This window comes from Lentzea miocenica, from assembly GCF_033949945.1.
Classification (GTDB): domain Bacteria; phylum Actinomycetota; class Actinomycetes; order Mycobacteriales; family Pseudonocardiaceae; genus Lentzea; species Lentzea miocenica.
Genome location: NZ_JAXAVW010000001.1, coordinates 277,993 through 298,589 on the forward strand (window position 1 = coordinate 277,993; position 20,597 = coordinate 298,589).

The following is a 20,597-nucleotide window of genomic DNA, read 5'->3' on the forward strand; positions in this document are numbered from 1 at the left end:
AACGATTGGTTTGGCAGCCGATGCACCTGGGTAACCCGCGCCCGAACTGATCAACTGACCGAGGAGCGGTTTGGCGCACGATCACGCAGCGACGACGGGTGACGCGGCAGATCTGCCACTGGGCAGGCAGCGGCCCTCCCTCGCGGCGGTCAGGCGCTGGGTGCGGCTGGAGCTGATGAGGGAGGACGCCGACAGCGTGGCCGACGTGCTGTTGGTGGTGAACGAGCTCGTGAGCAACGCCTACCGCTACACGTCCGAACCGTCCTTCTTGCGCGTGGTCGTGGAGAAGTCCAAGATCCGCGTCGAGATCGTGCACGACTCCCGTGCCCACCCGCCGCTGCGCAAGGTCTCGCGGCCGCAGCGCGGATATGGCCTGGTCCTGGTGGCCCGGCTGTCCGACCGGTGGGGTGTCGAGCAGGCGCAGGGCGACACCGTGGTGTGGGCCGACCTTCCGAGGTTCCCGTGATTCCAGTTCGGTGGGTTTCGATCTGCTCGCGCGTGGGTACGGATCCTTCTGCCTTGAACGAACAGGGCGCGGAGGAATGCTGATGGGTATCGCAGGACGGTCCAGCGAACGACTGGACCTCGTCCTACCGGAGGGGGCCATGCCGCTCGCGACCGTGCGGGCGGAGGTGCGACGCCTTCTGCTGGGGATGCACGAGAACGTCGTGGTCGATGTGATGGTGGTGGCCACTGAGCTCGTGAGCAACGCCTACCACCACGGCGCGCCACCTCGTCACGCCCGCATTCTTCGCCTGCCGGAACGCGAGGTGGTGCGGGTGGAGGTCGACGACGGAACGCCCGGACGGTTCCCGCAGCTCGGGCGAATGGGGTTCCTGGGGCGGCGGCAGCGGGGATTGTTGCTGGTGAACGGCTTGGCGCAGGTGTGGGGGCATTACCGGTACCCCGACATGAAGACGGTGTGGGCCGACGTGTCGTCGGTCCGCTGAGGGGTCAGATGAGGGTTTTCACGACGTAAGCGGCCGCTTCGGCGATGAGCGCCTCGTCGTACTTCGCGTCCGCGGACGCCTTGCTCGACATGATCGCGATCAGGATCGGCTCCCGGCCGGGCGGCCACACGACGGCGATGTCGTTGGCCGTGCCGTAGTCGCCGGTGCCGGTCTTGTTCGCGACCCTGCTGCCCTGCGGCACGCCTGCCCGGATCCGCCTGGCCCCGGTGGTCGAGCGCTCCAGCAGGTCCTTGAGAAAGTCGCGCTTCTCGGGCGCGAGAGCGTCACCGAGCACGAGCCGCTGGTAGTCCGTGCCGAGCGACCGCGGCGTGGCGGTGTCGCGCGGGTCGCCGGGCGTGGCCGAGGTGATGTCGGGCTCGATCCGGTCCATCCGGGTCTCGTTGTCGCCGAGTTCGCGCAGGTACCTGGTGAGTTCAGCGGGGCCGCCGACGTCGCGCAGCAGCAGGTTGCCGGCCGTGCCGTCGCTGTAGCGGACCGCGGCGTCGCACAGGTCGCGGATCTTCATGCCGGTCCCGACGTGGTCCTTGGTGATGGACGAGCTCTTCATCAGGTCGGCTTCGGTGTAGGTGACGACGTCGTCGAGGTGCGTCATCGGGTTGCGGTGCAGGACCGCGGCCGTGGCGAGGCCCTTGAACGTCGAGCAGAACGCGAACCGCTCGTCCGCCCGGTGCTCGATCGTGTTGACACCGGCCGCGTAGACGCCCAGCCGTGCGTCGTACTTCTTCTCCAACTCGACCAGCGCGTCGTGCCTGATCGGCGCCGCGCTGGTCGTGGTCGTCGCCGGAGGTGGGGCGCTCGTCGGCGTGGCGGGGGTGGCCGCGCAGCCGGCGAGGGGGAGCAGGGCGAACGTCTTGAGCACTGTGCGTCGAGCGGTCACGCTCTCACGCTATTTGATCTCGGAATTGCGCAGCGGAACGCCCTCCACGACCTGGTCTAGCCCAAGGCACGACCGGCGAGCACCGGTGGTGTCACGCTGGCCGCATGCATCGTGAGGTGCGTGCGATCACCCCGCAGGACGACCCACGACCGTTCGACCGGCACGCCGCGAAGGTCGTGGGCCATCCACGCGATCGACAGAACCGGGGTGGCGGGACGGACTTCCAGCATCCCGGCGAGGCGTGGGGTGGCGAGAGCGGTGGTGCACCACGGGTGCAGCTCGCCGAACCGGATCTGGTACCTGTCCGACAGGAACTTCCGCAGCGGCGCACCGCGGTCGTAGAGCTCGGCGAAGCCGGGGAACTGGGAGGCGCGCAGGTACGTCGATCGCACGCCGATCGGTTCGTCCCCGCGGATCAGGACCGACTCGACGTTGATCACGTCCTGCGCGCCGATCGTGCGCACCACCACCGACTCGCGGGTGGCGAGGTCCTGCACGAGGGCGTCGAGGCTCAGCCGGTGGACCTGCTTGCGGGGCGCGACGGAGGTGCCCTGCCTGCCCGCCCTGCGGATGAGCTTGCCTTCCAGCACGAGCTCGTCCAGCGCCTTGCGGATCGTGGTGCGGGACATGCCGAACAGCTCGGCGAGCTCGCGTTCCGGCGGGAACGGGGTGTTGTCGGGCAGCTCGCTCAGCAGGTCGAGCAGCCTGGTCTTGGCCTGGTAGTAGCGCGGGATGGCGGACACACCCGGACGCTATTTCCGTCCGATAACCAGCGACTCATCGTGCCTCGCCGGCGTCGGGAACCGAGCCGATCTCGCGGTACGTCCGGACGGCTTCGTCCCGGTCCCCGGAGAGATGGGCGACTGCCGCGTCCCGCCAGCGCGACCACGACACCTCCGCCAGACTGTCCGGCCCGTGCCCGGCGGCCGCGAGCACGATCGGCAGGCTGACGCCGATCGGCCCGGTGATCTGCCGTCCTGGCAGCAGTGTGAGCAGCTCGTCGACCCACGCGTGCACGGGCTCACCGCGGGCGAGAGCGACTCTGGCCCGCAACGCCAGCGGGTGCTGGAGTTCGCCGGGTTGGCCTTTGCCGCGGGCGAGGTCGAGTGCGGTGTCCGCGTCCTCGGCGGCCCCGGTGAGATCACCGGTCAGCAACCGGATGCGTCCCCGGATGGCGTGGAAGTACGACTGGGCGGGGGAGCCGGCGATCGACTCGTCGAGGTTCGCCAGCGCCTCGGCGTAGGAGCCGTCCCAGAACAGCTCGACGTACCGGGACGAGTCGAGCCACGAGATGGTGTAGCTGTCGCCGTGCCGCAGCGCCGCCACCCGCGCTTCCGCTCGCACGGCCAGGCGGGCGCGGGCGTCGCCGAGCATGGCGTGGGCGGTGCCCATGTTGAACAGGCACAGGCTCGGTGAGACACCGGCTTCGCGCCGTTCGGTGACGGCCTGGCGCATGTCGTCGACGCCGGCCGGGTCGCCCTGCTTGACCCGCGCGAGCCCGAGCGCCTCCAGCGCGATCGCCCGTTCGGTGCCGGTCGCACCTGTCAGGGCCGCCCGCGCCGCCGTGATCGCGTCGTCCAGCCTGCCCACCAACGTCAACGAGTGTGCGAGATGGGCCTGCACGGTGAACACCCGCTCGTCCGGCTCGGCCAGCGCCAGGAACTCGATCGTGCGGTCCAGGTGCCGTCCGGCCTCCGCGTAGTCGCCGTGGTGCCAGCAGGCCCGCCACGACACCCTGGAGGCCTCCGCGGCGCCCGCGAAGTCCTTCCTGGCCAGGTGCAGCGAGACGGCCTCGGTCAGTTCGTCGATGCCACCGCCGTTCCACGCCAGGCTCGATCCCAGCAACGTCAGCAGCTCGACCCGGTCCGCGTGGCCGGGCGGGCACACCGCCAGTGCGGCCTGGTAGCACCGGATCGCCGTGTCCCTGGCGGCCAGCGCGGTGGCCTTGCGTCCGGCCTCGGTGAGTGCCGAGCGCGCCTTCTGGCCCATGATGTCGCACGGGCGCCCAGCGGCCTCCGCGAGCCACACCGCTTCCTGGAAGTGGTACGCCAGCAGCGGAACGTGCTCCAGCGGCAGCGCCTGCACCCATTCGGCCGCGTGGTAGTGCTTCATCGCCTTGGTGGTGCGCGGAACCCGGTCGTAGGCGACGTCGCGCACCAGCACGTGGCTGAACGCGTACTCGACCTCGCCGACCACGTTGCTGGTGGGCCTGCGCTTGAGGAAGTCCCGCTGCCGCAGCACTTCGAGGCAGCGTGCGACCTCGGCGACGTCCCGTTCCGCGACCGCCGCCACCGCGCCCGGCCACACCGTCCGGCCGATCACCGCCGCGTCCTGCAGCACGACCTTCTCCAACGGCGGCAACGAGTCCAGCCGCGCGCCGATCACCGTCTGCACGGTCTCCGGGAGGGCGTCCGGTGCGCCGTCTCGCAACATCCGCACGTACTCACCGGCGAACAACGGGTTGCCCGCCGAGCGTTGCAGCAGCGCGGACAGGTCGGCCGCCACGTCGTGCCGGGTCATCAGCATCTTGAGCAGCAGGCTGGTGTCCTCTTCGGACAGTGCGTCGAGCGCGACGACCCCGCTCCAGGACGGACGGCGTTCCAGCAGCTCCGGCCGTGCCGTCACGAGGATCAGCAACGGCACGTCGTCCGCGGTCTCAGCGAGCCCGCGCAGGAAGTCGAGCAGCAGGTCGTCGGCCCAGTGCACGTCTTCGATGATCACGGTGAGCGGTTCCGCCGCGAGCTGCTCGACCATGCGGGTCCACGCCATCAGCACGTCGCTGCCCTGCGGGCTCACGCCGACCAGCGCGGACAGCTGCGTGACCAGCCACGGGTCGTCGCTGATCGCCTGGATCTTGGCGGTGACGACCTTGGCGGAGTCCGTGTCGAAGATCCGCGCGTGCGCCCGGACGATCTCCGCCAGCGGGGCGAAGACGTCGTTGCGCCCGAACACCGGCGTGCGACCGGTGAGCGTCCGGCGGCCCGCGGCGAACTCCCGCACCAGCCTGCTCTTGCCCGCGCCCGGCTCGCCGACCAGCGTGATCAGCCTCGGCCGGTGCGTGCGTCCGACCTGCTCGAAGGCCTCCCAGAGCGTCGCCATCTCGGTCGACCGGCCGACGAACGGCGCGTCGTCCCCGGTGGGCGCGAGCACGCGGTCGGTCGTCGAGCAGGTCCTGACCTCGCCCTCGGCCGCCGTGGCGACCAGCCGCAGGCACGCGTCGAGCACCGTGCCGCTGACCTCGAGGCGGTCGCCGGACGTGACGAGCGCGGGACCGGTGGACACCGCGGCCGAGGCCGGACGACCGCCCACGACCTCGAACGCCGCGCGCACCGCCCGTGCCGCGTCGTCCTCCCGGTTGACCGGGGCGCCGAACGCCGCGCAGACCGTCGAACCGAGCGTGGTGACGACGACTCCGCCGAGGTCCTCGATCTGCCGGCGCACCGCGGCGACCGAGGCTTCCAGCTGCTCGTCGGCCGCCTCGTCCGCGCCGGTCAGCACCAGCCGCACGACGAGCACGCTGACCTTCTTGCGCTCCAACAGGGTCATCGCCTGCGCGGCGGTCACCGCGAGTGCCGGGTCCTGGGTGAGGATCGCCTGTTCCAGCGCCACGAGCTCGCGGCCGGGATCGATGCCCAGTTCGCCGGCGAACCGTTCGCGGGCCGTCCGGAAAGCCGCGAGAGCGTCGGCTTGGCGTCCTGAACGGTAGAGCGCGAGCATCAGCTGGCCCTGCAAACGTTCTCTGAGCGGGTGGTCGTGCACCAGCGCTTCGAGTTCCGCGATCACCTCGCGATGCCGGCCGCACGCCAGCTCGGCCTCGAACCTGTCCTCCACCGCCACGTCACGCAGGTGCGTGATCTCCACGAGCGCGGGCCACGCGACGCCGTCCGCCACGAGGTCCGCGAGCACCGGCCCCCGCCACAACGCCAGCGCGTCACGCAGGAAGACGGCTCGTTGCTCAGGTCCCGCGGCCGTAGCGGCCCTGGCCAGACCCGCGCGGAACCGGTGCAGGTCAACGCGATCCGGTTCCGCGCGCAGCAGGTAGCCGGGCTTGCGGGTGACGAGGTCGATTCCGGCCTTCCGCAACGCGGACACGACGTTCAGCAGGATCCCGCGCGCCGTCGGCGGATGCCCGTCCGGCCACAACGCCTCGGTCAGCTCGCTGATCGACACCACCCGGCCCGCGTTGAGCAGCAGGAACCCCAGCGCGGCCCGGCGGGTGAACCCGCCGATCCGCAGTTCCCCGCCGTCCACGCGGACCTGCAGGGGACCGAGGACGTTGAACTCGACAGCCATTGGTTCGGACCATACCGCTGATCAGCCCACCAGGCGGATCCCCGGATGACGTGCCCGGTCGAACAGCGTGGTGCCCCGGTGCTTCAGGTGGAGGTCGAAGAACGCGCCCACGTAGTCCCGCTGGGCCTTCAGCGCGTCCTGCGGGTTGATCGTCCCAATGAGACCGACACGGCGTTCCTGGCTCACCGCGCCGATCTGCGGCACCGACCACTGCAGGTCGCTGAACCCGTAGTGCGCGCCGTTGTCCAGGTGCACGTCGCGCTTCCACCCGCGCTGGTTCGGCCAGAAGTCGGCCCACGACCTGGTCAGGCTCGTGTCGACGTGTGACAGCTCCCGCTCGCCGAGGTCACCGCCGAACAACAGGAACGGCCGGTCCAGGCCCCGTTCGACCACTTCACCTGGCGCATAGGTGCCGCCGTCGCCGGTGTGCTCCATCGCGCCGTCGATGTTGACGCCCGCGTCGAACCTGCGATCGTGCGCCATCGTCTCGCCCGCCGTGTAACCGCCGAACGAATGCCCGGCGATCCCGACGCGGCTCGTGTCGGCCCACCTGTGCAGGCTCGGCAGCCTGTCGAGCACGAACCGCATGTCGGCGACGCGCGTGTCGATGACCTTCTTCGTCGTCTCCGGGCTGCCGTCGATCGCGCCGTACTCGATGCGGTCACCGGGGAACTCCACGGCCAACGCCTCGTGCGTGTGGCTCACCGTCACCACGACGTACCCGCGGCCGGCCAGGTCGTCGGCCGCGGTCGCGTAGAACTCGCGCGGACCCTGAAGCCCCGGCGAGAACAGCACAACCGGCCACTTGGCCTTGATCGGTGGAGCGTCCACCCGGGCCTGCCGGAGCGTCCCGGACCAGTCGACCGTCCCAGCCGGAACGTCGAGGAACGCGGGGCTGGAGATGATCGGGTCGGCGGCGGTGGCGAGGCCTGGGGTGAGCCACGGCGCCTGCTCGCCCCTGCGCTGGGCCGGGTAGCTGACGGTGACCATCAGTTCCCGGTTCTTCGCCGGTCGGAACGGGTCGAGGCGGGTGGAATCGACGAGGTGGGCGTCGAACGTGCCGACCGGCAGTGGGCCGGTGAGCTGCGGTGTCACCAGGGTGGAGGCGGTCAGGACGGCCGCCAGCAAGAGCTGCATAGTTGATCTACCCCCTTCGCGCGGCAGCCTTCCAGCCGCCCACTGAGAGGGCGCTGAGAGCTTGTGGGCGAGGTGATCGAGTGCCATGTTGGGACCTGACGTACCAGCTGGTCCTCTGGGTGGGGAGATCACGGATGCGGCGAACGAGGATGTTCGGGTTGCTGGCGGTGTGCGGTCTGCTCGCGGGCTGTCTGGGGCAGACGCAGGAGGGCGACAAGGCGCAGAACGCCGACGCCAAGGAGATCACGCTGACGATCGTCGCCAACGCGGCGGCGGGCGGGAAGAACGCGCGCGGGGCGAACTGGATCCAGAACTGGGTGATCCCGAAGTTCACCGAGCAGCAGAAGGCCAAGGGCGTCACCGCGACGATCAAGTTCGAGCAGAACGGCGCCGGCGACGAGGACTTCAAGACCAAGGTCGCGCTCGACCTCAAGACCGGCGGTGGTGGCGACATCATCGAGATCGACGGCATCTGGCTCGGCGAGTTCGCCCAGGCCGGGCAGATCAAGCCTCTTGGCGACGTGGTCGGCAACACCGACTGGGACGGCTGGAACCAGATTCCCAAGGCCGTGCAGGGACTCGGCGAGTTCGACGGCAAGCGGTACGGCGTGCCGATGGGCACCGACGGGCGTGTGTTGTTCTTCAACAAGAAGCTGTTCGCGCAGGCCGGACTGCCCGCGGACTGGCAGCCCAGGTCGTGGCAGGACGTGCTGGACGCGGGCGCGAAACTCAAGACGTTGCCGGGCGTGACGCCGATCCAGCTCAACGCCGGTACCGCGATGGGCGAGGCCACGACCATGCAGGGCGTGCTGCCCGCGTTGGTCGGCGCCGGCAAGCCCATTTACGAGAACGGGAAGTGGCAAGGTGATTCGGCCCAGCTGAAGGACGTTCTGGGGCTGTACCAGAAGGTCTACGGCGGTGGGCTCGGCGATCCCGTGTTGCAGCAGGAGGCCAAGGGGCGCGATCGGTCGTTCACGCTGTTCGGCGAGAACAAGATCGGCATCCTGCTGGAGAGCGACTACTTCTGGCGTTCGGTGGTGGAGCCCAAGAACGGCGTGGCGAAGATGGCCGACCGCGACACCGCGGTGGGCTGGGCGTTGGTTCCGGCCAAGCAGGCCAAGGCCGGTGTGGGCGGGCAGGACTTCGTGAGCATGTCGGGTGGTGGCGTGCGGGTGATCAACCCGAACACCAACTACCCGCGGCAGGCGTGGGAGTTCATGCAGTTCCTCAACTCCGCGGAGGCCGTGAAGGAGTCGCTGGCGGGCGCCGCGCAGCTCACCCAGCGCCAGGACGTCAACGACGAGGTGCTCAAGGGCGACCCGATGCTGACGTTCATCTCGGAGAAGGTCTTGCCGATCACCCGGTACCGGCCGGGCCTCGCCGACTACCCGAAGGTGTCGGCGGCGCTGCAGCAGGCCACCGCGGACGTCGTGGCGGGCAAGAGCCCGGACGAGGTGGCCACGGCCTATCGCGCGGCGCTCATCAAAGCCGTAGGCGAGGGCAACGTTGGCTAGTGGCGTGTGCAAGTACCACCAACGCGCAGTTGGTAGTACTTGCACACGCCACAACAGCAGGCGGGGGTGGGATGGATAGCTCGGGCCTGGGCGTGCGGAGGGCCCTCGGCTTCGTTGCGCCGGCGCTGGTGCTGATCGGGGTCTTCCTGGTCTTCCCGGCGCTCTGGACGCTCTACATCGGCATCACGAACTACCAGCTCACCGGCCCCGCGGCGGCCAACCCGCGGATCGTCGGGCTGGACAACGTGGTCGAGGCCGTGCGCGATCCGTTGTTCACGAACTCGGTGTGGCTGACGGCGTTGTTCGTGCTGTTCTCGGCGGTGCTCGGGCAGAACGCGCTGGGCTTCGGGCTGGCCTGGCTGTTGCGCAACGTCCGGCCGTGGCTGCGCCGGACCGTCGAAGGCTTCGTGCTGCTGTCGTGGATCCTGCCCGGCACGGTCGTGGCGTACCTGTGGTTCGCGGTGCTGAGCCGCGACACCGGCACGCTGGGCCTGCTGCTCGGCTCGCCGGAGACCGCGTGGCTGGTGCAGTACCCGATGACCAGCCTGATCATCTTCAACGTGTGGCGCGGCACGGCGTTCTCGATGCTGCTCTACACCTCGGCGCTGGCCGCCGTGCCGCCGTCGCAGATCGAGACCGCGCGGCTGATGGGCGCGTCCGGCTGGCAGACCGTGCGGGACGTGGTGTTCCCGCACATCCGCGGGCACGTGCTGACCAACACGTTGCTGATCAGTCTGTGGACGGCCAACGACTTCACGCCGTTCCTGCTGACCGCGGGCGGGCCGAACCACCAGTCCGAGGTGCTGCCGGTGCTGATCTACCGGCAGGCGCTGGAGGGCGGGCAGCTCGGGTACGCGTCCGCGATGTCGATGCTGTTGCTCGTCGGAAACCTCGCTGTCGCACTGGTCTATGTGAGACTCTTGCGGAGGCGGGCATGAGTCCTCTGTGGATGGTCCGGCGGATCGGCTTCTACGTGCTGATCACGCTGGTGCTGGCGTTCTTCGCGGTGCCGATGCTGTGGCTGGCCTCGGCGCCGTTCGACTCGAAGCCCGGGCTCGGGTTGCGGTGGCCGGACTGGACGTTCGCCAACGTGGCCGCGACCTTCGAGCACCCGTACGCGCTGACGTCGCTGGTGAACTCGTTGGTGCTGTGCGTGGTCGCGACTGTCGTGACGACGGTTCTCGCTGCTCTGGCGGCGTATGCGTTGTCGCGGGTGCGGATTCCCGGCCGGGATCTGCTGCTGTACCTGCTCTTGCTGCTCTCGTCGGTGGTGACGGGCACGGCCGCGATGGTGCCGATCTTCGTGATGATGCTGCAGCTCGGCCTGATCAACTCGCAGTTCGGCACGGCGCTGGTGATCGCGGGCGGCATGCTGCCCGCCGCCATCTTCATCCTGAAGGACTTCATGGACGCTGTGCCGCGTTCGTACGAGGAGTCGGCACGGGTGTTCGGAGCCTCGCCGTGGCAGGTGCTCGGTCACGTCGTGCTGCCGGTCGCGCGGCCTGGTGTCGCAACGATCTTCGTGTGGGCGTTCGTCAACGCCTGGGGCAACTTCCTGCTGCCGTTCCTGCTGATGCGCGACGTTGGCCAGCAGCCGGCGGCCGTGCTGCTGCGAACCCTGTACGACGAGGGCGGCAGCGCCAACCTGACGGTGATCCCGGTGTTCTCGCTGCTGTACTCGATCCCGGTGGTCGTGCTGTACCTGTTCGTGAGCAAGCGGTACGGGTTCCGATTCCACGGAGGCATCAAGAGCTGATGGCGGGCATCACGATCGAGGAGCTCTCCACCGTCTACCCCAACGGGGTGCGGGCGGTGGACGCGCTGGACCTCGAGATCTCCGACGGCGAGCTGTTCGCCCTGCTCGGTCCGTCGGGCTGCGGCAAGACCACGTTGCTGCGCACGATCGCCGGGCTGGAGGCCGCCTCCGACGGTGCCGTGGCGATCGGGGAGCGTGACGTCACGCGGCTGCAGCCTGGTGATCGGCGGATCGCGATGGTGTTCCAGGACTACGCGTTGTTCCCGCACATGACCGTTGCGGAGAACATCGCCTATCCGTTGCGGGTGCGGGGTGCCGCGAAGTCGGTGCAGCACGAGACCGCGGTGCGGACGGCCGACGGGCTGAGTCTCGGGGCATTGCTGGATCGGCGTCCAGGGCAGCTTTCCGGTGGGCAACAGCAACGGGCGGCGCTGGCTCGCGCGGTCGCCGCGTCGGCAGAGGTGCTGTTGCTGGACGAGCCGTTGTCCAATCTGGACGCCCGGTTGCGGCTGGAGGCGCGGACCTTCCTCAAGAAGCTGCAGCGCGAGTTGGAGCTGACGACCGTGTTCGTGACGCACGACCAGGCCGAGGCCTTGGCGCTGGCGGACCGGATCGCGGTGATGGACGCCGGCAAGATCCGGCAGCTCGGGACGCCGCGTGAGGTGTTCCAGCGGCCGGCGGACACGTTCGTCGCGAACTTCATCGGGTCGACGCCGATGAACCTCGTGCCGCGCGGGGATGTCGTTGTCGGTGTTCGGCCCGAGTACCTGTCGCCTGCTGCTGACGGCTTGTTCACCGGTTCAGTGTCCATTGTGGAAAATCTCGGCGTCACGTCGTTGGTGACGTTGGACTGCGGCGAGGACCAGATCGGTTACATCGTGCCCGAGGACGACGAGCCTTCAGTTGGCACCACCGTGACGGTGGACGCCCCGCCCGCACGTGTTCTGCGCTATGACAAGGAGACCGGCCTACTCGTGAGGTGATCCCGATGTTCCAGACCGACGGCTACGAGACGCACTCCAGCGTGCTGGCTCCCGCGAAGTTCGAGGCACTGGCAGCACACTTCGAGGCCAAGCTGGCGGCTTTGCCGGAAGGTCAGCGGCCCGAACACATGGACGTGCCGCACCTGACCGACCCGGCGCTGTTCGAGTGGCTGCTGGACCCGGACGTGCTGGACCTCGTCGAGTCGCTGATCGGCCCGGACATCGCGCTGTTCTCGTCGCACTTCATCTGCAAACCCGCCTGTGACGGCAAACCCGTGCCGTGGCACCAGGACGCGCACTTCTGGCGCGACAGCATCTCGCCGGCGGGCGACGCGATCACCGTCTGGCTGGCGATCGATCCGTCGACCGTCGAGAACGGCTGCCTGCGCGTGATTCCCGGCAGCCACCTCGCGCCCGTGGCCCATCAGGGCAACGAGGACTCGTTCTTCAACCAGGAAACGGCGGTCGACGAGGCACGGGCCGTCGACGTGGAGCTGGAGCGCGGTGCGTGCAGCGTCCACTCGGCCATGCTGGTGCACGGCAGTCCGCCGAACCGCAGCACGTTGCGGCGCTGCGGTTACACCATGCGGTACATGCCGACCACGGTCCGGTTCCTGAAGTCCGGCGAGCACAGGATCTACCTGGCGCGCGGCCGTGACCGCGCAGGCAACACCTACAGCTCGATCGAGAGCTCCTGAACGACAGCCTCGTCCACTTCGATCCCCAGCCCTGGCCCGGTGGGCACCTGCGCCCTGCCGTCCTCGACGGTGATCCCTGTGGCGTAAGGGGATGAGATGAACTGGCGCCCGTTGAGGTCGGCGGGTCCACCGATGCCGTGAGCGGAGAACAGGTGCAGCGATGCGGCCAGCCCGATGTCCGAGTCGGTCAGCCCGGAGCCGAGGAGCCTGACGCCGCAGTCCTCGGCGAGCTGGCACAACCGGCGGCTCAACGTGAGCCCGCCCGACCGTTGCACCTTCGCCACGGCGACGTCGACCGCGTCCAGCTTGACGAAGGTCGCGAGATCGCTGGGGTGGCGCAGGCTTTCGTCCAGCGCGACGGGCAGGGGAGAGGCGGCGCGCAGACGACGTTGGCCCACAACATCGTTGGCGGGCAGCGGTTGTTCGAACGCGAACACGTCGAACTCCTCAAGCCTTCGGGCAATCCGCAGCGCCTCGTCGACCGTGTAGGCCTGGTTCGCGTCGACCCACAGCGGTGCCTCGGGCGCGATCTCGCGCACTGCCCGCACCACGTTCAGATCGGTGCGCTCGTCGTGCAGCCCGATCTTCACCTTGAACGACCGGTAGCCGTGGTCGATGCCTTCCCGCACGCAATCGGCCACCTCGGCGGGTGTTTGGCCGGAGACGATCCACGCCAGCTCGATCCGCTCATGCCGTCGTTGACCCCACAGCGTGCCGAGCGAGACGCCCAAGGCGCGGCCGATCAGGTCGTGCAGCGCCACGTCCACGGCGGACTTGGCCAGCGGCGCGCCGATCGAGAAGCCGCGGTTGATCGTGCGGTCGAAGACGCGGCTGATGCCGTCCAGCTGCCACACCGGTTGGCCGATGATCGCCGGCGCCAGATAGCGGGTGATGGTCGTGAAAATCGATTCAGCCGTCTCATATGTCCAGGCGGGGATCGGAGTTGCCTCGCCCCACCCGTGCACGCCATCGGCGCTGACCTTGACCAGCACCCGAATGCTCGGCCGACCTGCGACGGCGACACTGCCACCCGCTACGCCGAACGACCGGATCGTGGGCAGCGCGACGGCGTGGACGTCCACTCGGTCGATGGTCTGGTCCAGCTTCATCAGTCCTCCGTCTTGACCGGTCAGTGGACCGGACATAGCGTACGGGAAAGCGCTTTCCTACCCGAGGGAGCTTCGTGAACACGGTTCCGGCGGACCGCTGGCGCGGCCTCGTAGAGCGAACGTGGCGTCCGGCCGCGCTGCTGGCCGCGTGCCTCGCGATCTGGCACCTCATCACCGTCACCGGCCTGGTCGAGGCCTACCTGGTGCCGTCGCCGGGCAAGACCTTCGACCTGCTGATCGACAAGTGGTCGTACCTCTGGGGCCACACCTGGGTGACCACCTACGAGACGATCCTGGGGTTCGTCATCGCGGGCGTCCTCGGCGTGCTGGTCGCCGTCGCGATGGTCTATTCGCGGACGATCGAGAGCACGGCCTACCCGCTGCTGTTGTTCGCGCAGGTCATCCCCAAGATCGCCATCGCGCCGCTGTTCGTGGTGTGGCTCGGCTTCGGCTTCGAGCCCAAGGTCATCGTCGCCGTGCTGATGGCGTTCTTCCCGGTTGTCATCTCGACCGTCACCGGTCTCAAATCGGTCGACACCGAGATGCTCGAACTCGCGTCCACGATGGGCGGCGGGCCGGTCAAGACGTTCGTGAAGATCCGCTTCCCGGCGGCGTTGCCGCACCTGTTCGCCGGACTCAAGGTCGCCGTGACGCTCGCCGTCACCGGTGCCGTCGTCGGTGAGTTCGTCGGTTCCAACGAGGGCCTCGGCTACGTGATCCTGCAGGCCAACGGCAACATGGACACGCCGATGCTGTTCGCGGGCCTGATCGTCACGTCGTTCGTCGGCGTTCTGCTCTTCCTCCTGCTCGACCTCGCCGAGAAGCTGATGCTGCCCTGGCACGCCAGCCGGCGAGGCGCCGCCGTCACCACCCTTCTAGCGAAAGGCGGATCTTGACTTGTCCATCGGCCTCGCGGCCGATGGTTCCTGGTTCCGTCTCCGCGATGGGAGGTTGTGACAGGTGCTTCGCCGACTGTTGCCGGGTTGGTCTGACCCCGTCTCCGCAGGCTGTCACCGCCAGTCCGGCGGTCAGGATGTTACGTGCCGCGTTGACGTCCCGATCGTGGGTTTCTACGCAACCAGCGCAGGCCCACTCCCGGACGTGAAGTGGCAGGCTCTCGGTGCGCAGTCGGCACTTCGAGCAGGTCTTGCTCGACGGGAACCATCTGTCGACAGTGATCAGATCACGGCCGTACCAGGCTGCCTCGTACTCCAGCATGGATCGGAACTGCGACCAAGCCGCGTCGGAGATGGCGCGCGCGAGGTTGTGGTTGCGCAGCATCCCGGCCACGTTGAGATCCTCGATCACGATCGTTTGGTTCTCACGAACGAGTCGAGTGGTGACCTTGTGCAGGAAGTCCCGGCGCCGGTCGGCTATCCGGGCGTGGACTCGAGCGAGTTTGCGGCGGGCTTTGCCGTGGTTGGCGGAACCGGTGATCTTGCGGGACATGTCTCGGTGAGCGCTTGCAAGCTTGGTTCGCTCCCGCTTCTCGTGTTTCGGGTTCGTGATCTTCTCGCCGGTGGACAGGGCCAGCAGCGCCGTGATCCCAGCATCGACACCAACTGTCGCGGTGGTGGCCGGGTATTGGGCGACGACGGCTTCCACCAGGATCGAGACGAACCAGCGCCCGGCTGGGTCCAGCGATACCGTGACAATGGACGGAGCCGAGTCCCGAGGCAGCGGCCGGGACCACACGATGTTCAGCGGTGTGGTCATCTTCGCCAGGATGAGGTTGCCATCGCGCCAGCGGAATCCCGACCGGGTGTACTCGGCCTACGCGCGGGACTTCTTACGGGATTTGAACCTCGGATAGCTGGCGCGCTTGGCGAAGAAGTTCGTGTATGCAGTCTGCAGGTGTCGCAGTGTCAGCTGCAACGGAACGCTCGACACCTCAGCCAGAAACGACAGTTTCGGATCGCGCTTCCAGCCGGTGAGCATCGCCGAGGTCGCGGAGTGGTCCAGTTGCCGCTCCTCGGCGCGCCAGAGATCGATATGTGCTTGCAGGGCACTGTTGTAGACCAGCCGCACGCAACCGAACGTGCGCAGCAACTCCCGCACCTGTTGTTCCGTCGGATAGAAGCGGTACTTGAACGCCCGCTTCACCAACGTCGCCGCCACACCTCACATGCTGGCAGTCCACGACGTCGTGCCGCTCGCCGGGGTACGCGATTGGAGATTCGATGAAGAAACTGCTCGCAGGCCTTCTCCCCGCGATGCTGGTGGTTGCCGCCTGCGGAGGCGGTGGCGGTCCGACGTCCGAGGGCGGCGGTGAGGCCAAAGACGTCACGCTGACCCTCAACTGGTACCCGTACGGCGAGCACGCGCCGTTCTACTACGGGGTCAAGCAGGGCATCTACGAGAAGCACGGCATCAAGCTCAAGATCCAGGCGGGCCAGGGTTCCGGCAAGACGGTGACCGCGACCGGCGCCGGGCAGACGGACTTCGGCTGGGCCGACACGTCCGCGCTCGCCACGGCCGTCGAGCAGGGCGTGCCGGTCAAGAGCATCGGGGTGTTCCTGCAGACCACGCCGGCGTCGGTGCAGTTCTTCACGGAGAAGAACATCAAGAAGCCCGCCGACCTCAAGGGCAAGTCGGTCGCGACGACCGCGGGTGACGCGCTGACGAAGACGTTCCCCGCGTTCCTCAAGCAGAACGGCATGTCGGAGTCCGACGTCTCGATCCAGAACATCGACCCGGCGGGCAAGATGGCCGCGGTCATCTCCAACCGCACCGACGTGTTGCTCGGCTTCGCCTCCGACCAGGGGCCGACGATCAAGGAGAAGTCCGGCAAGGACGTGTCGTACCTGCGGTTCTCCGAGTTCGGGTTGAACTACTTCAGCAACGGGCTGCTCACGTCGAAGACCATGCTGCAGAAGGATCCCGACCTGGTGAAGAAGATGGTCGCGGCGACGCAGGAGGCGTGGGCCGAGGCCGAGAAGTCACCGGAGGCCGCGGCCGAGTCGATGAAGGGCGCCGCCGAGCAGCTGCCGTCGCCGACGGTCGTGCTGGAGCAGTTCAAGACCACGCTGACGTTGCTGCACACCGATGCCACGAAGGGCAAGGCGCCGGGCGTCAACACGCTGGACGACTGGAAGAAGACCATCGACACCTTCAAGCAGACCGGCATCATCAAGGAAGCGTCCGAGCCCTCGGCGTACTGGGAAGAAAGCGTGGCCCCGAAGGGATGAGCGTGACTCTGGGAACCACCACCTCCGCCGTCTCGATCAACGACGTCTCCGTGCGCTTCCAGTCGAAGCGCACGGAGGTGACCGCGATCCAGCACGTCTCGCTCGACGTCGCGCCGGGCGAGTTCGTGTCCATCGTCGGCCCGTCCGGCTGCGGCAAGTCCACCTTGCTGAAACTGGTGTCCGGCTTGCTGAAGCCGTCCTCGGGCTCGGTCACGTTGCTGGGCGAGGAGGTCCGCGGGCCGCGGCACGACATCGGGTTCGTGTTCCAGCGGGCGGCGTTGCTGGAGTGGCGTTCCGCGCGGCGCAACATCCTGCTGCAGGCCGAGATGCGCGGCATGAACTCGGCCGAGGCGGGCAAGCGCGCCGACGAACTCATTGAGATGACTGGACTGTCGGGGTTCGAGAACGCCCTGCCGCACGAGTTGTCCGGTGGCATGCAGCAGCGCGTGGCGTTGTGCCGCGCGCTGCTGCACCAGCCGCGGGTGCTGCTGATGGACGAACCGTTCGGCGCGCTGGACGCGTTGACCCGCGAGCAGATGAACGTCGAGCTGCACCGGGTGTGGCGGGAGACCGGCACGACGGTGTTGCTGGTGACGCACTCGATCGCGGAGTCGGTGTACCTGGCGAACCGGGTGATCGTGCTGACGCAGCGGCCGGCGGTGGTCAAGGAGGTCATCGAGGTCGATCTGCCGAGCGAGCGAGACTATTCCGCGACGATGGCCCGTCCGGAGTTCGCGTCGGCCACCGCGCACATTCGAGACCTGTTGGGGGCCGTGACAGGGCACGATTGATCTCGTGCCCTGACCTCGGCGCTGACGAAGGAGAGGGTGAAGGTAAGCGGCACTGGCGTCCGCACCTGCGCATCTCCCGCGCTTCACCTTCTCCTGCCTCTGATGACGCTGTCGCCGGCGACCGGCTACCTCGTGCTGACTCAGGGCTGACGAGGCGTGACCGCCGCACTTGTGACCGGGGTCGCCCATGGGTAGAGTCTGGCTCGCCGCCGCGTGGTAAGCGCTTTCCAAGCCGATCCACGAGGTGGTGTGCGATGTCCAGACGATCGCTCTCGATCTTTGCCGCGCTGGCTGTCGCGGCGGCCACCCTGGTGCCACCGGCGGCGGCCCAGCCCGGCCCCGTCTCCGATCCACTGCCGACGCCCGCACCGTCCGGTGTCGGCCTGAAGCTGCAGGAGATCGCGCGGCTGCCGCAGTCGTCGACGACGCCCACTGCCGGGGACAGCAGGCTCAAGCAGTACAACCGGGTCAACTACCTCGGCGAAATTCCGGACGGCTCCGGCCGGTTCTACGTGCCGGACATGAACGGCAAGCTGTACACGCTGAACCGCGACGGCAGCGGCCAGCGCACGTTCCTCGACGTCCGTGCCACGATCGGCGGGAACTTCCACAACCACCAGGGACTCGGCAGCGGGTTCGGGTTCGTGGCGTTCCACCCGCAGTTCACGACGAACGGCAAGTTCTACACCGCGCACACCGAGGCGAAGGACGCGCTGAAGAACCGCAAGCCGGATCTTCCGTCGGCGTCGAACGCGGTGGTGCACGGCGTGATCACCGAGTGGACCGCCACCAACCCGAAGGCGGCGACGTTCGCGGGCACCCGGCGTGAACTGTTGCGCATCGGGTTCGAGATGTACCTGCACGGGTTCCAGGAGATCGGCTTCGGCCCGGACGGCCTGCTGTACCTGGCTGTGGGCGACGGTGGCATCGGTTACCGCTCGGACGTCCCGCAGGACGTGAAGGTGCCGCAGGGCAAGATCCTGCGCATCGACCCGGCCGGAACCAACAGCGGCAACAAGAAGTACGGGATCCCGCCGTCGAACCCGTTCCTGGGCCGGCCGGGTGCGCTGGCCGAGCTGTACGCGATCGGCATGCGCGACCCCTACCGGTTCAGCTGGGACTCCGGCGGCACGCGCAAGATGTTCCTGGGGCACATCGGGGAGAAGGTCGTCGAGTCGGTCTACGAGGTCACACCCGGCGCGAACCTCGGCTGGGGCCAGCGGGAAGGCCATCTGACCTACCGCCGCAACGACTCCAAGTGCCAGCTCTACCCGTTGCCCGCCGACGACGCGAAGTTCGGCTACACCTATCCGGTCGCGGGCTTCGACCACAACCGGCCCAACGGCGGTTGCGGGGACAGTGGCAACGCGTTGATCGGCGGCTTTGTCTACCGCGGCACGGCGATTCCCGCACTGCGGGGCAAGTACGTCTACGGCGAGGGCGTGAAGGGCCTGCTGTACTACGCCGACGAGAAGGACATGCGGGCCGGCGCGCCGATCGCGAAGACGTTCGAACTGGCGGTGTACGACTCGGCGGGCAAGCGCACGACGATGAAGACGCTGGCCGGCAAGAGCCGCGTCGACCTGCGGCTCGGCACGGACGCCGCCGGTGAGCTCTACGTGCTGGCCAAGGCCAACGGCAAGATCTGGAAGGTCACCGGGACGATCCAGACGCTGGAAGCCTGTGAGTCCGGCAGCGACGTCGTCAGCGGGGTCAACTCGGCCTCCGACTGGAAGCCCGTCACGCCGTCGCGCTGGCGGTTCCCCGGCAACGAGGTGGTGCTGTCGAAGGCGGGTGCGGCGCGGCCGGGTCCGCGGCGCCCCAACGAGTACGCGGTCGTCAGCAAGGGGCCGGCGTTCGGCAACGTGACCGTCGACGCGCAGGTGCGGCTGGACACGCCGGTTTCGCAGAAGGACCGCGACGTGGTGATCGTGTTCGGTCATCAGTCGGACAACCGCTTCTACTACGTGCACCTGTCGTCGGACAACAAGATCTACCCGCACAACGGGATCTTCCTCGTCGACAACGCCGACCGGTTGCGCATCGACGACCAGTGGAACGGCTCTGTCGGCGCCCCACCAGCCATCACGGACATGAAGTGGCACCGCGTCCGCATCACACATTGCGTGGACACGGGGGTGATCGCGGTCTATCTCGACGGTTCCTCACAACCGTTGATGACCGCGACCAACACGGTGCTGAAGTCCGGACGCGTCGGCTTCGGCTCGTTCGACAACATCGGCCGCGTCGCCGACCTCAGGATCAGCGGAAAGGCCGCGCACTCCGCGTTGTCCGCCCCGGACGACGTGTCTCCCGGCATCGCCTCCGCGGTCGTGAACCACTACGACTTCGAGCATCCGCTGGCGAGTGATCCGAAGAAGGAGGACGACATCGGCCGGGCCGACTCGCGCACGCCGATCTCGCTGGTCAACGGTGGCGCGGCGATGCGCACGGCCGACGGCGCGTTCCCGGGTTCGACGACGTCGTTGCAGCTCAAGCAGGTGCGGCCGAACAACAAGAGCAACGACGACTGGAAATCCGGTGTCTACAGCTCCGGCGGGGTCGCGTCGATGAAGGCGTTCAGCAAGGCGCGCTCCATGTCGATCATGACCTGGGTGAAGGTCACCGGCGAGGCGCCTGCCCGCAACTCGAACAGCTCCGGCACCGGCGACTTCTACGGCGCGATCGGGTTCGCTGGAATTCTCGCGGGTGACTCGGACGGCCACGCCGCGCGGGCGTTGCTGGAGACGGAGAACCACGATGGTGCGATGCGGCTGATCGCGTTGGCGCGCAGGGTGGACGGCAGCGACAAGCAGTACTGGGTGTCCAGTGCCGACTGGAAGACGTTGATACCGCCGGGGAAGTGGGTGTTCCTCGCGGGCACGTTCGACTTCGACAACGGCACGATCGGCCTCTACGTCGACGGCAGGCCCGTACCCGGCTCGTACGCGGTCAAGGGTGATCCGTGGAAGATCATCGGAGCACCCGAACCGGACGTGACGTCGTCGGCGAACCCGCGCGGGATCAAGATCGGCGGCAGTCACCCGCAGAACAACCGCGAGGTCAACGCCTGCAACTGCCGGTTGGACAGCCTGATGCTGCTGGACCGCGCGGTGACGGCCGACGAGGTGCGCGGCCAGTACGAGTGGGTCACCAAAGGCCGGGGGTGAGGGGGTTGTAACCACCTTATTAGCTAGGTAGATTCCGGTGGGCCGCTGCTTGGAAAGCGCTTTCCGCTGCCGTGCTGCACGGCCTGGCCCACAGGGTGGTGGGGAATGTA

Annotated in this window: 18 protein-coding genes; 11 read left to right on the top strand and 7 right to left on the bottom strand. The window is 68.1% G+C overall.

The genetic code is table 11. The features are described from left to right. The first annotated feature begins 70 nt into the window (after window positions 1-70). Window positions 71-466, top strand: coding sequence for an ATP-binding protein (locus tag SK803_RS01350; protein WP_319963833.1), 396 nt, complete (start codon window positions 71-73; stop codon window positions 464-466). Between the two features lie 82 nt (window positions 467-548). After that, entirely contained in the window at window positions 549-950 is a 402-nt protein-coding gene (locus SK803_RS01355; protein WP_319963834.1) for an ATP-binding protein, read from the top strand. Window positions 951-954: 4 nt separating this feature from the next. Here SK803_RS01355 and bla read toward each other — a convergent pair whose 3' ends face one another. Genes bla through SK803_RS01375 form a run of 4 tightly spaced genes read right to left on the bottom strand, consistent with a single transcriptional unit; the run spans window position 955 to window position 7,278 of the window. After that, window positions 955-1,848: a class A beta-lactamase gene (gene bla / locus SK803_RS01360; RefSeq protein WP_319963835.1), complete on the bottom strand. Its 894-nt coding sequence runs from the start codon at window positions 1,846-1,848 to the stop codon at window positions 955-957. Between the two features lie 56 nt (window positions 1,849-1,904). Further along, complete coding sequence (locus SK803_RS01365) at window positions 1,905-2,591, bottom strand: GntR family transcriptional regulator (protein ID WP_319963836.1); 687 nt, start codon at window positions 2,589-2,591, stop codon at window positions 1,905-1,907. 34 nt (window positions 2,592-2,625) lie between these two features. Continuing rightward, window positions 2,626-6,141, bottom strand: coding sequence for a BTAD domain-containing putative transcriptional regulator (locus SK803_RS01370; RefSeq protein WP_319963837.1), 3,516 nt, complete (start codon window positions 6,139-6,141; stop codon window positions 2,626-2,628). A gap of 21 nt (window positions 6,142-6,162) precedes the next feature. Further along, the gene (locus SK803_RS01375; RefSeq protein ID WP_319963838.1) at window positions 6,163-7,278 is read right to left on the bottom strand and encodes an alpha/beta hydrolase family protein; all 1,116 of its coding nucleotides are present in this window, start codon (window positions 7,276-7,278) and stop codon (window positions 6,163-6,165) included. A gap of 134 nt (window positions 7,279-7,412) precedes the next feature. Between SK803_RS01375 and SK803_RS01380 the strand changes: the two genes are divergently transcribed. The 5 genes from SK803_RS01380 to SK803_RS01400 all read left to right on the top strand — a co-directional run bounded on the left by SK803_RS01380 (window position 7,413) and on the right by SK803_RS01400 (window position 12,229). Further along, window positions 7,413-8,792: an extracellular solute-binding protein gene (locus SK803_RS01380; RefSeq protein WP_319963839.1), complete on the top strand. Its 1,380-nt coding sequence runs from the start codon at window positions 7,413-7,415 to the stop codon at window positions 8,790-8,792. A 71-nt stretch (window positions 8,793-8,863) separates the two neighbouring features. Then, window positions 8,864-9,730 (top strand): carbohydrate ABC transporter permease, encoded by an 867-nt coding sequence (locus SK803_RS01385; RefSeq protein ID WP_319963840.1) that lies wholly within the window; start codon window positions 8,864-8,866, stop codon window positions 9,728-9,730. Next, window positions 9,727-10,548, top strand: coding sequence for a carbohydrate ABC transporter permease (locus SK803_RS01390; RefSeq protein ID WP_319963841.1), 822 nt, complete (start codon window positions 9,727-9,729; stop codon window positions 10,546-10,548). Before SK803_RS01385 ends, SK803_RS01390 begins: the two co-directional genes overlap by 4 nt. Continuing rightward, window positions 10,548-11,531, top strand: coding sequence for an ABC transporter ATP-binding protein (locus tag SK803_RS01395; RefSeq protein ID WP_319963842.1), 984 nt, complete (start codon window positions 10,548-10,550; stop codon window positions 11,529-11,531). The genes SK803_RS01390 and SK803_RS01395 overlap by 1 nt, the downstream gene beginning before the upstream one ends. A gap of 5 nt (window positions 11,532-11,536) precedes the next feature. Then, window positions 11,537-12,229, top strand: a complete 693-nt coding sequence (locus SK803_RS01400; RefSeq protein WP_319963843.1) for a phytanoyl-CoA dioxygenase family protein — start codon at window positions 11,537-11,539, stop codon at window positions 12,227-12,229. On the opposite strand, the gene SK803_RS01405 is transcribed toward SK803_RS01400, so the two are convergent. After that, window positions 12,205-13,338 carry a mandelate racemase/muconate lactonizing enzyme family protein gene (locus SK803_RS01405; RefSeq protein ID WP_319963844.1) on the bottom strand — a complete coding sequence of 378 codons (1,134 nt, stop codon included), beginning with the start codon at window positions 13,336-13,338 and terminating at the stop codon, window positions 12,205-12,207. The genes SK803_RS01400 and SK803_RS01405 overlap by 25 nt on opposite strands. A gap of 74 nt (window positions 13,339-13,412) precedes the next feature. Between SK803_RS01405 and SK803_RS01410 the strand changes: the two genes are divergently transcribed. Then, the gene (locus SK803_RS01410; protein WP_319963845.1) at window positions 13,413-14,234 is read left to right on the top strand and encodes an ABC transporter permease; all 822 of its coding nucleotides are present in this window, start codon (window positions 13,413-13,415) and stop codon (window positions 14,232-14,234) included. Here SK803_RS01410 and SK803_RS01415 read toward each other — a convergent pair. Continuing rightward, window positions 14,203-15,054 (bottom strand): RNA-guided endonuclease InsQ/TnpB family protein, encoded by an 852-nt coding sequence (locus tag SK803_RS01415; RefSeq protein ID WP_406601461.1) that lies wholly within the window; start codon window positions 15,052-15,054, stop codon window positions 14,203-14,205. The genes SK803_RS01410 and SK803_RS01415 overlap by 32 nt on opposite strands. A 57-nt stretch (window positions 15,055-15,111) precedes the next feature. Further along, complete coding sequence (locus SK803_RS01420) at window positions 15,112-15,456, bottom strand: transposase (RefSeq protein WP_319963846.1); 345 nt, start codon at window positions 15,454-15,456, stop codon at window positions 15,112-15,114. Window positions 15,457-15,518: 62 nt separating this feature from the next. Between SK803_RS01420 and SK803_RS01425 the strand changes: the two genes are divergently transcribed. The 3 genes from SK803_RS01425 (at window position 15,519) to SK803_RS01435 (ending at window position 20,487) form a co-directional block, all read left to right on the top strand. Further along, window positions 15,519-16,526 (top strand): ABC transporter substrate-binding protein, encoded by a 1,008-nt coding sequence (locus tag SK803_RS01425; RefSeq protein WP_319963847.1) that lies wholly within the window; start codon window positions 15,519-15,521, stop codon window positions 16,524-16,526. After that, complete coding sequence (locus tag SK803_RS01430) at window positions 16,523-17,317, top strand: ABC transporter ATP-binding protein (RefSeq protein WP_406601462.1); 795 nt, start codon at window positions 16,523-16,525, stop codon at window positions 17,315-17,317. Before SK803_RS01425 ends, SK803_RS01430 begins: the two co-directional genes overlap by 4 nt. A 254-nt stretch (window positions 17,318-17,571) precedes the next feature. Then, on the top strand, window positions 17,572-20,487 hold the full coding sequence (locus SK803_RS01435) for a PQQ-dependent sugar dehydrogenase (RefSeq protein ID WP_319963849.1): 2,916 nt from the start codon (window positions 17,572-17,574) through the stop codon (window positions 20,485-20,487). The last annotated feature ends 110 nt before the right edge of the window (window positions 20,488-20,597 follow it).

Bases quoted from the DNA above. Each gene is read 5' to 3' on its own strand.
- SK803_RS01355 (WP_319963834.1), top strand. From the start codon at position 549: ATGGGTATCGCAGGACGGTCCAGCGAACGACTGGACCTCGTCCTACCG.
- SK803_RS01370 (WP_319963837.1), bottom strand. From the start codon at position 6,141: ATGGCTGTCGAGTTCAACGTCCTCGGTCCCCTGCAGGTCCGCGTGGAC.
- SK803_RS01375 (WP_319963838.1), bottom strand. From the start codon at position 7,278: ATGCAGCTCTTGCTGGCGGCCGTCCTGACCGCCTCCACCCTGGTGACA.
- SK803_RS01380 (WP_319963839.1), top strand. From the start codon at position 7,413: ATGCGGCGAACGAGGATGTTCGGGTTGCTGGCGGTGTGCGGTCTGCTC.
- SK803_RS01385 (WP_319963840.1), top strand. From the start codon at position 8,864: ATGGATAGCTCGGGCCTGGGCGTGCGGAGGGCCCTCGGCTTCGTTGCG.
- SK803_RS01390 (WP_319963841.1), top strand. From the start codon at position 9,727: ATGAGTCCTCTGTGGATGGTCCGGCGGATCGGCTTCTACGTGCTGATC.
- SK803_RS01395 (WP_319963842.1), top strand. From the start codon at position 10,548: ATGGCGGGCATCACGATCGAGGAGCTCTCCACCGTCTACCCCAACGGG.
- SK803_RS01400 (WP_319963843.1), top strand. From the start codon at position 11,537: ATGTTCCAGACCGACGGCTACGAGACGCACTCCAGCGTGCTGGCTCCC.
- SK803_RS01405 (WP_319963844.1), bottom strand. From the start codon at position 13,338: ATGAAGCTGGACCAGACCATCGACCGAGTGGACGTCCACGCCGTCGCG.
- SK803_RS01415 (WP_406601461.1), bottom strand. From the start codon at position 15,054: ATGACCACACCGCTGAACATCGTGTGGTCCCGGCCGCTGCCTCGGGAC.
- SK803_RS01425 (WP_319963847.1), top strand. From the start codon at position 15,519: ATGAAGAAACTGCTCGCAGGCCTTCTCCCCGCGATGCTGGTGGTTGCC.
- SK803_RS01430 (WP_406601462.1), top strand. From the start codon at position 16,523: ATGAGCGTGACTCTGGGAACCACCACCTCCGCCGTCTCGATCAACGAC.
- SK803_RS01435 (WP_319963849.1), top strand. From the start codon at position 17,572: ATGTCCAGACGATCGCTCTCGATCTTTGCCGCGCTGGCTGTCGCGGCG.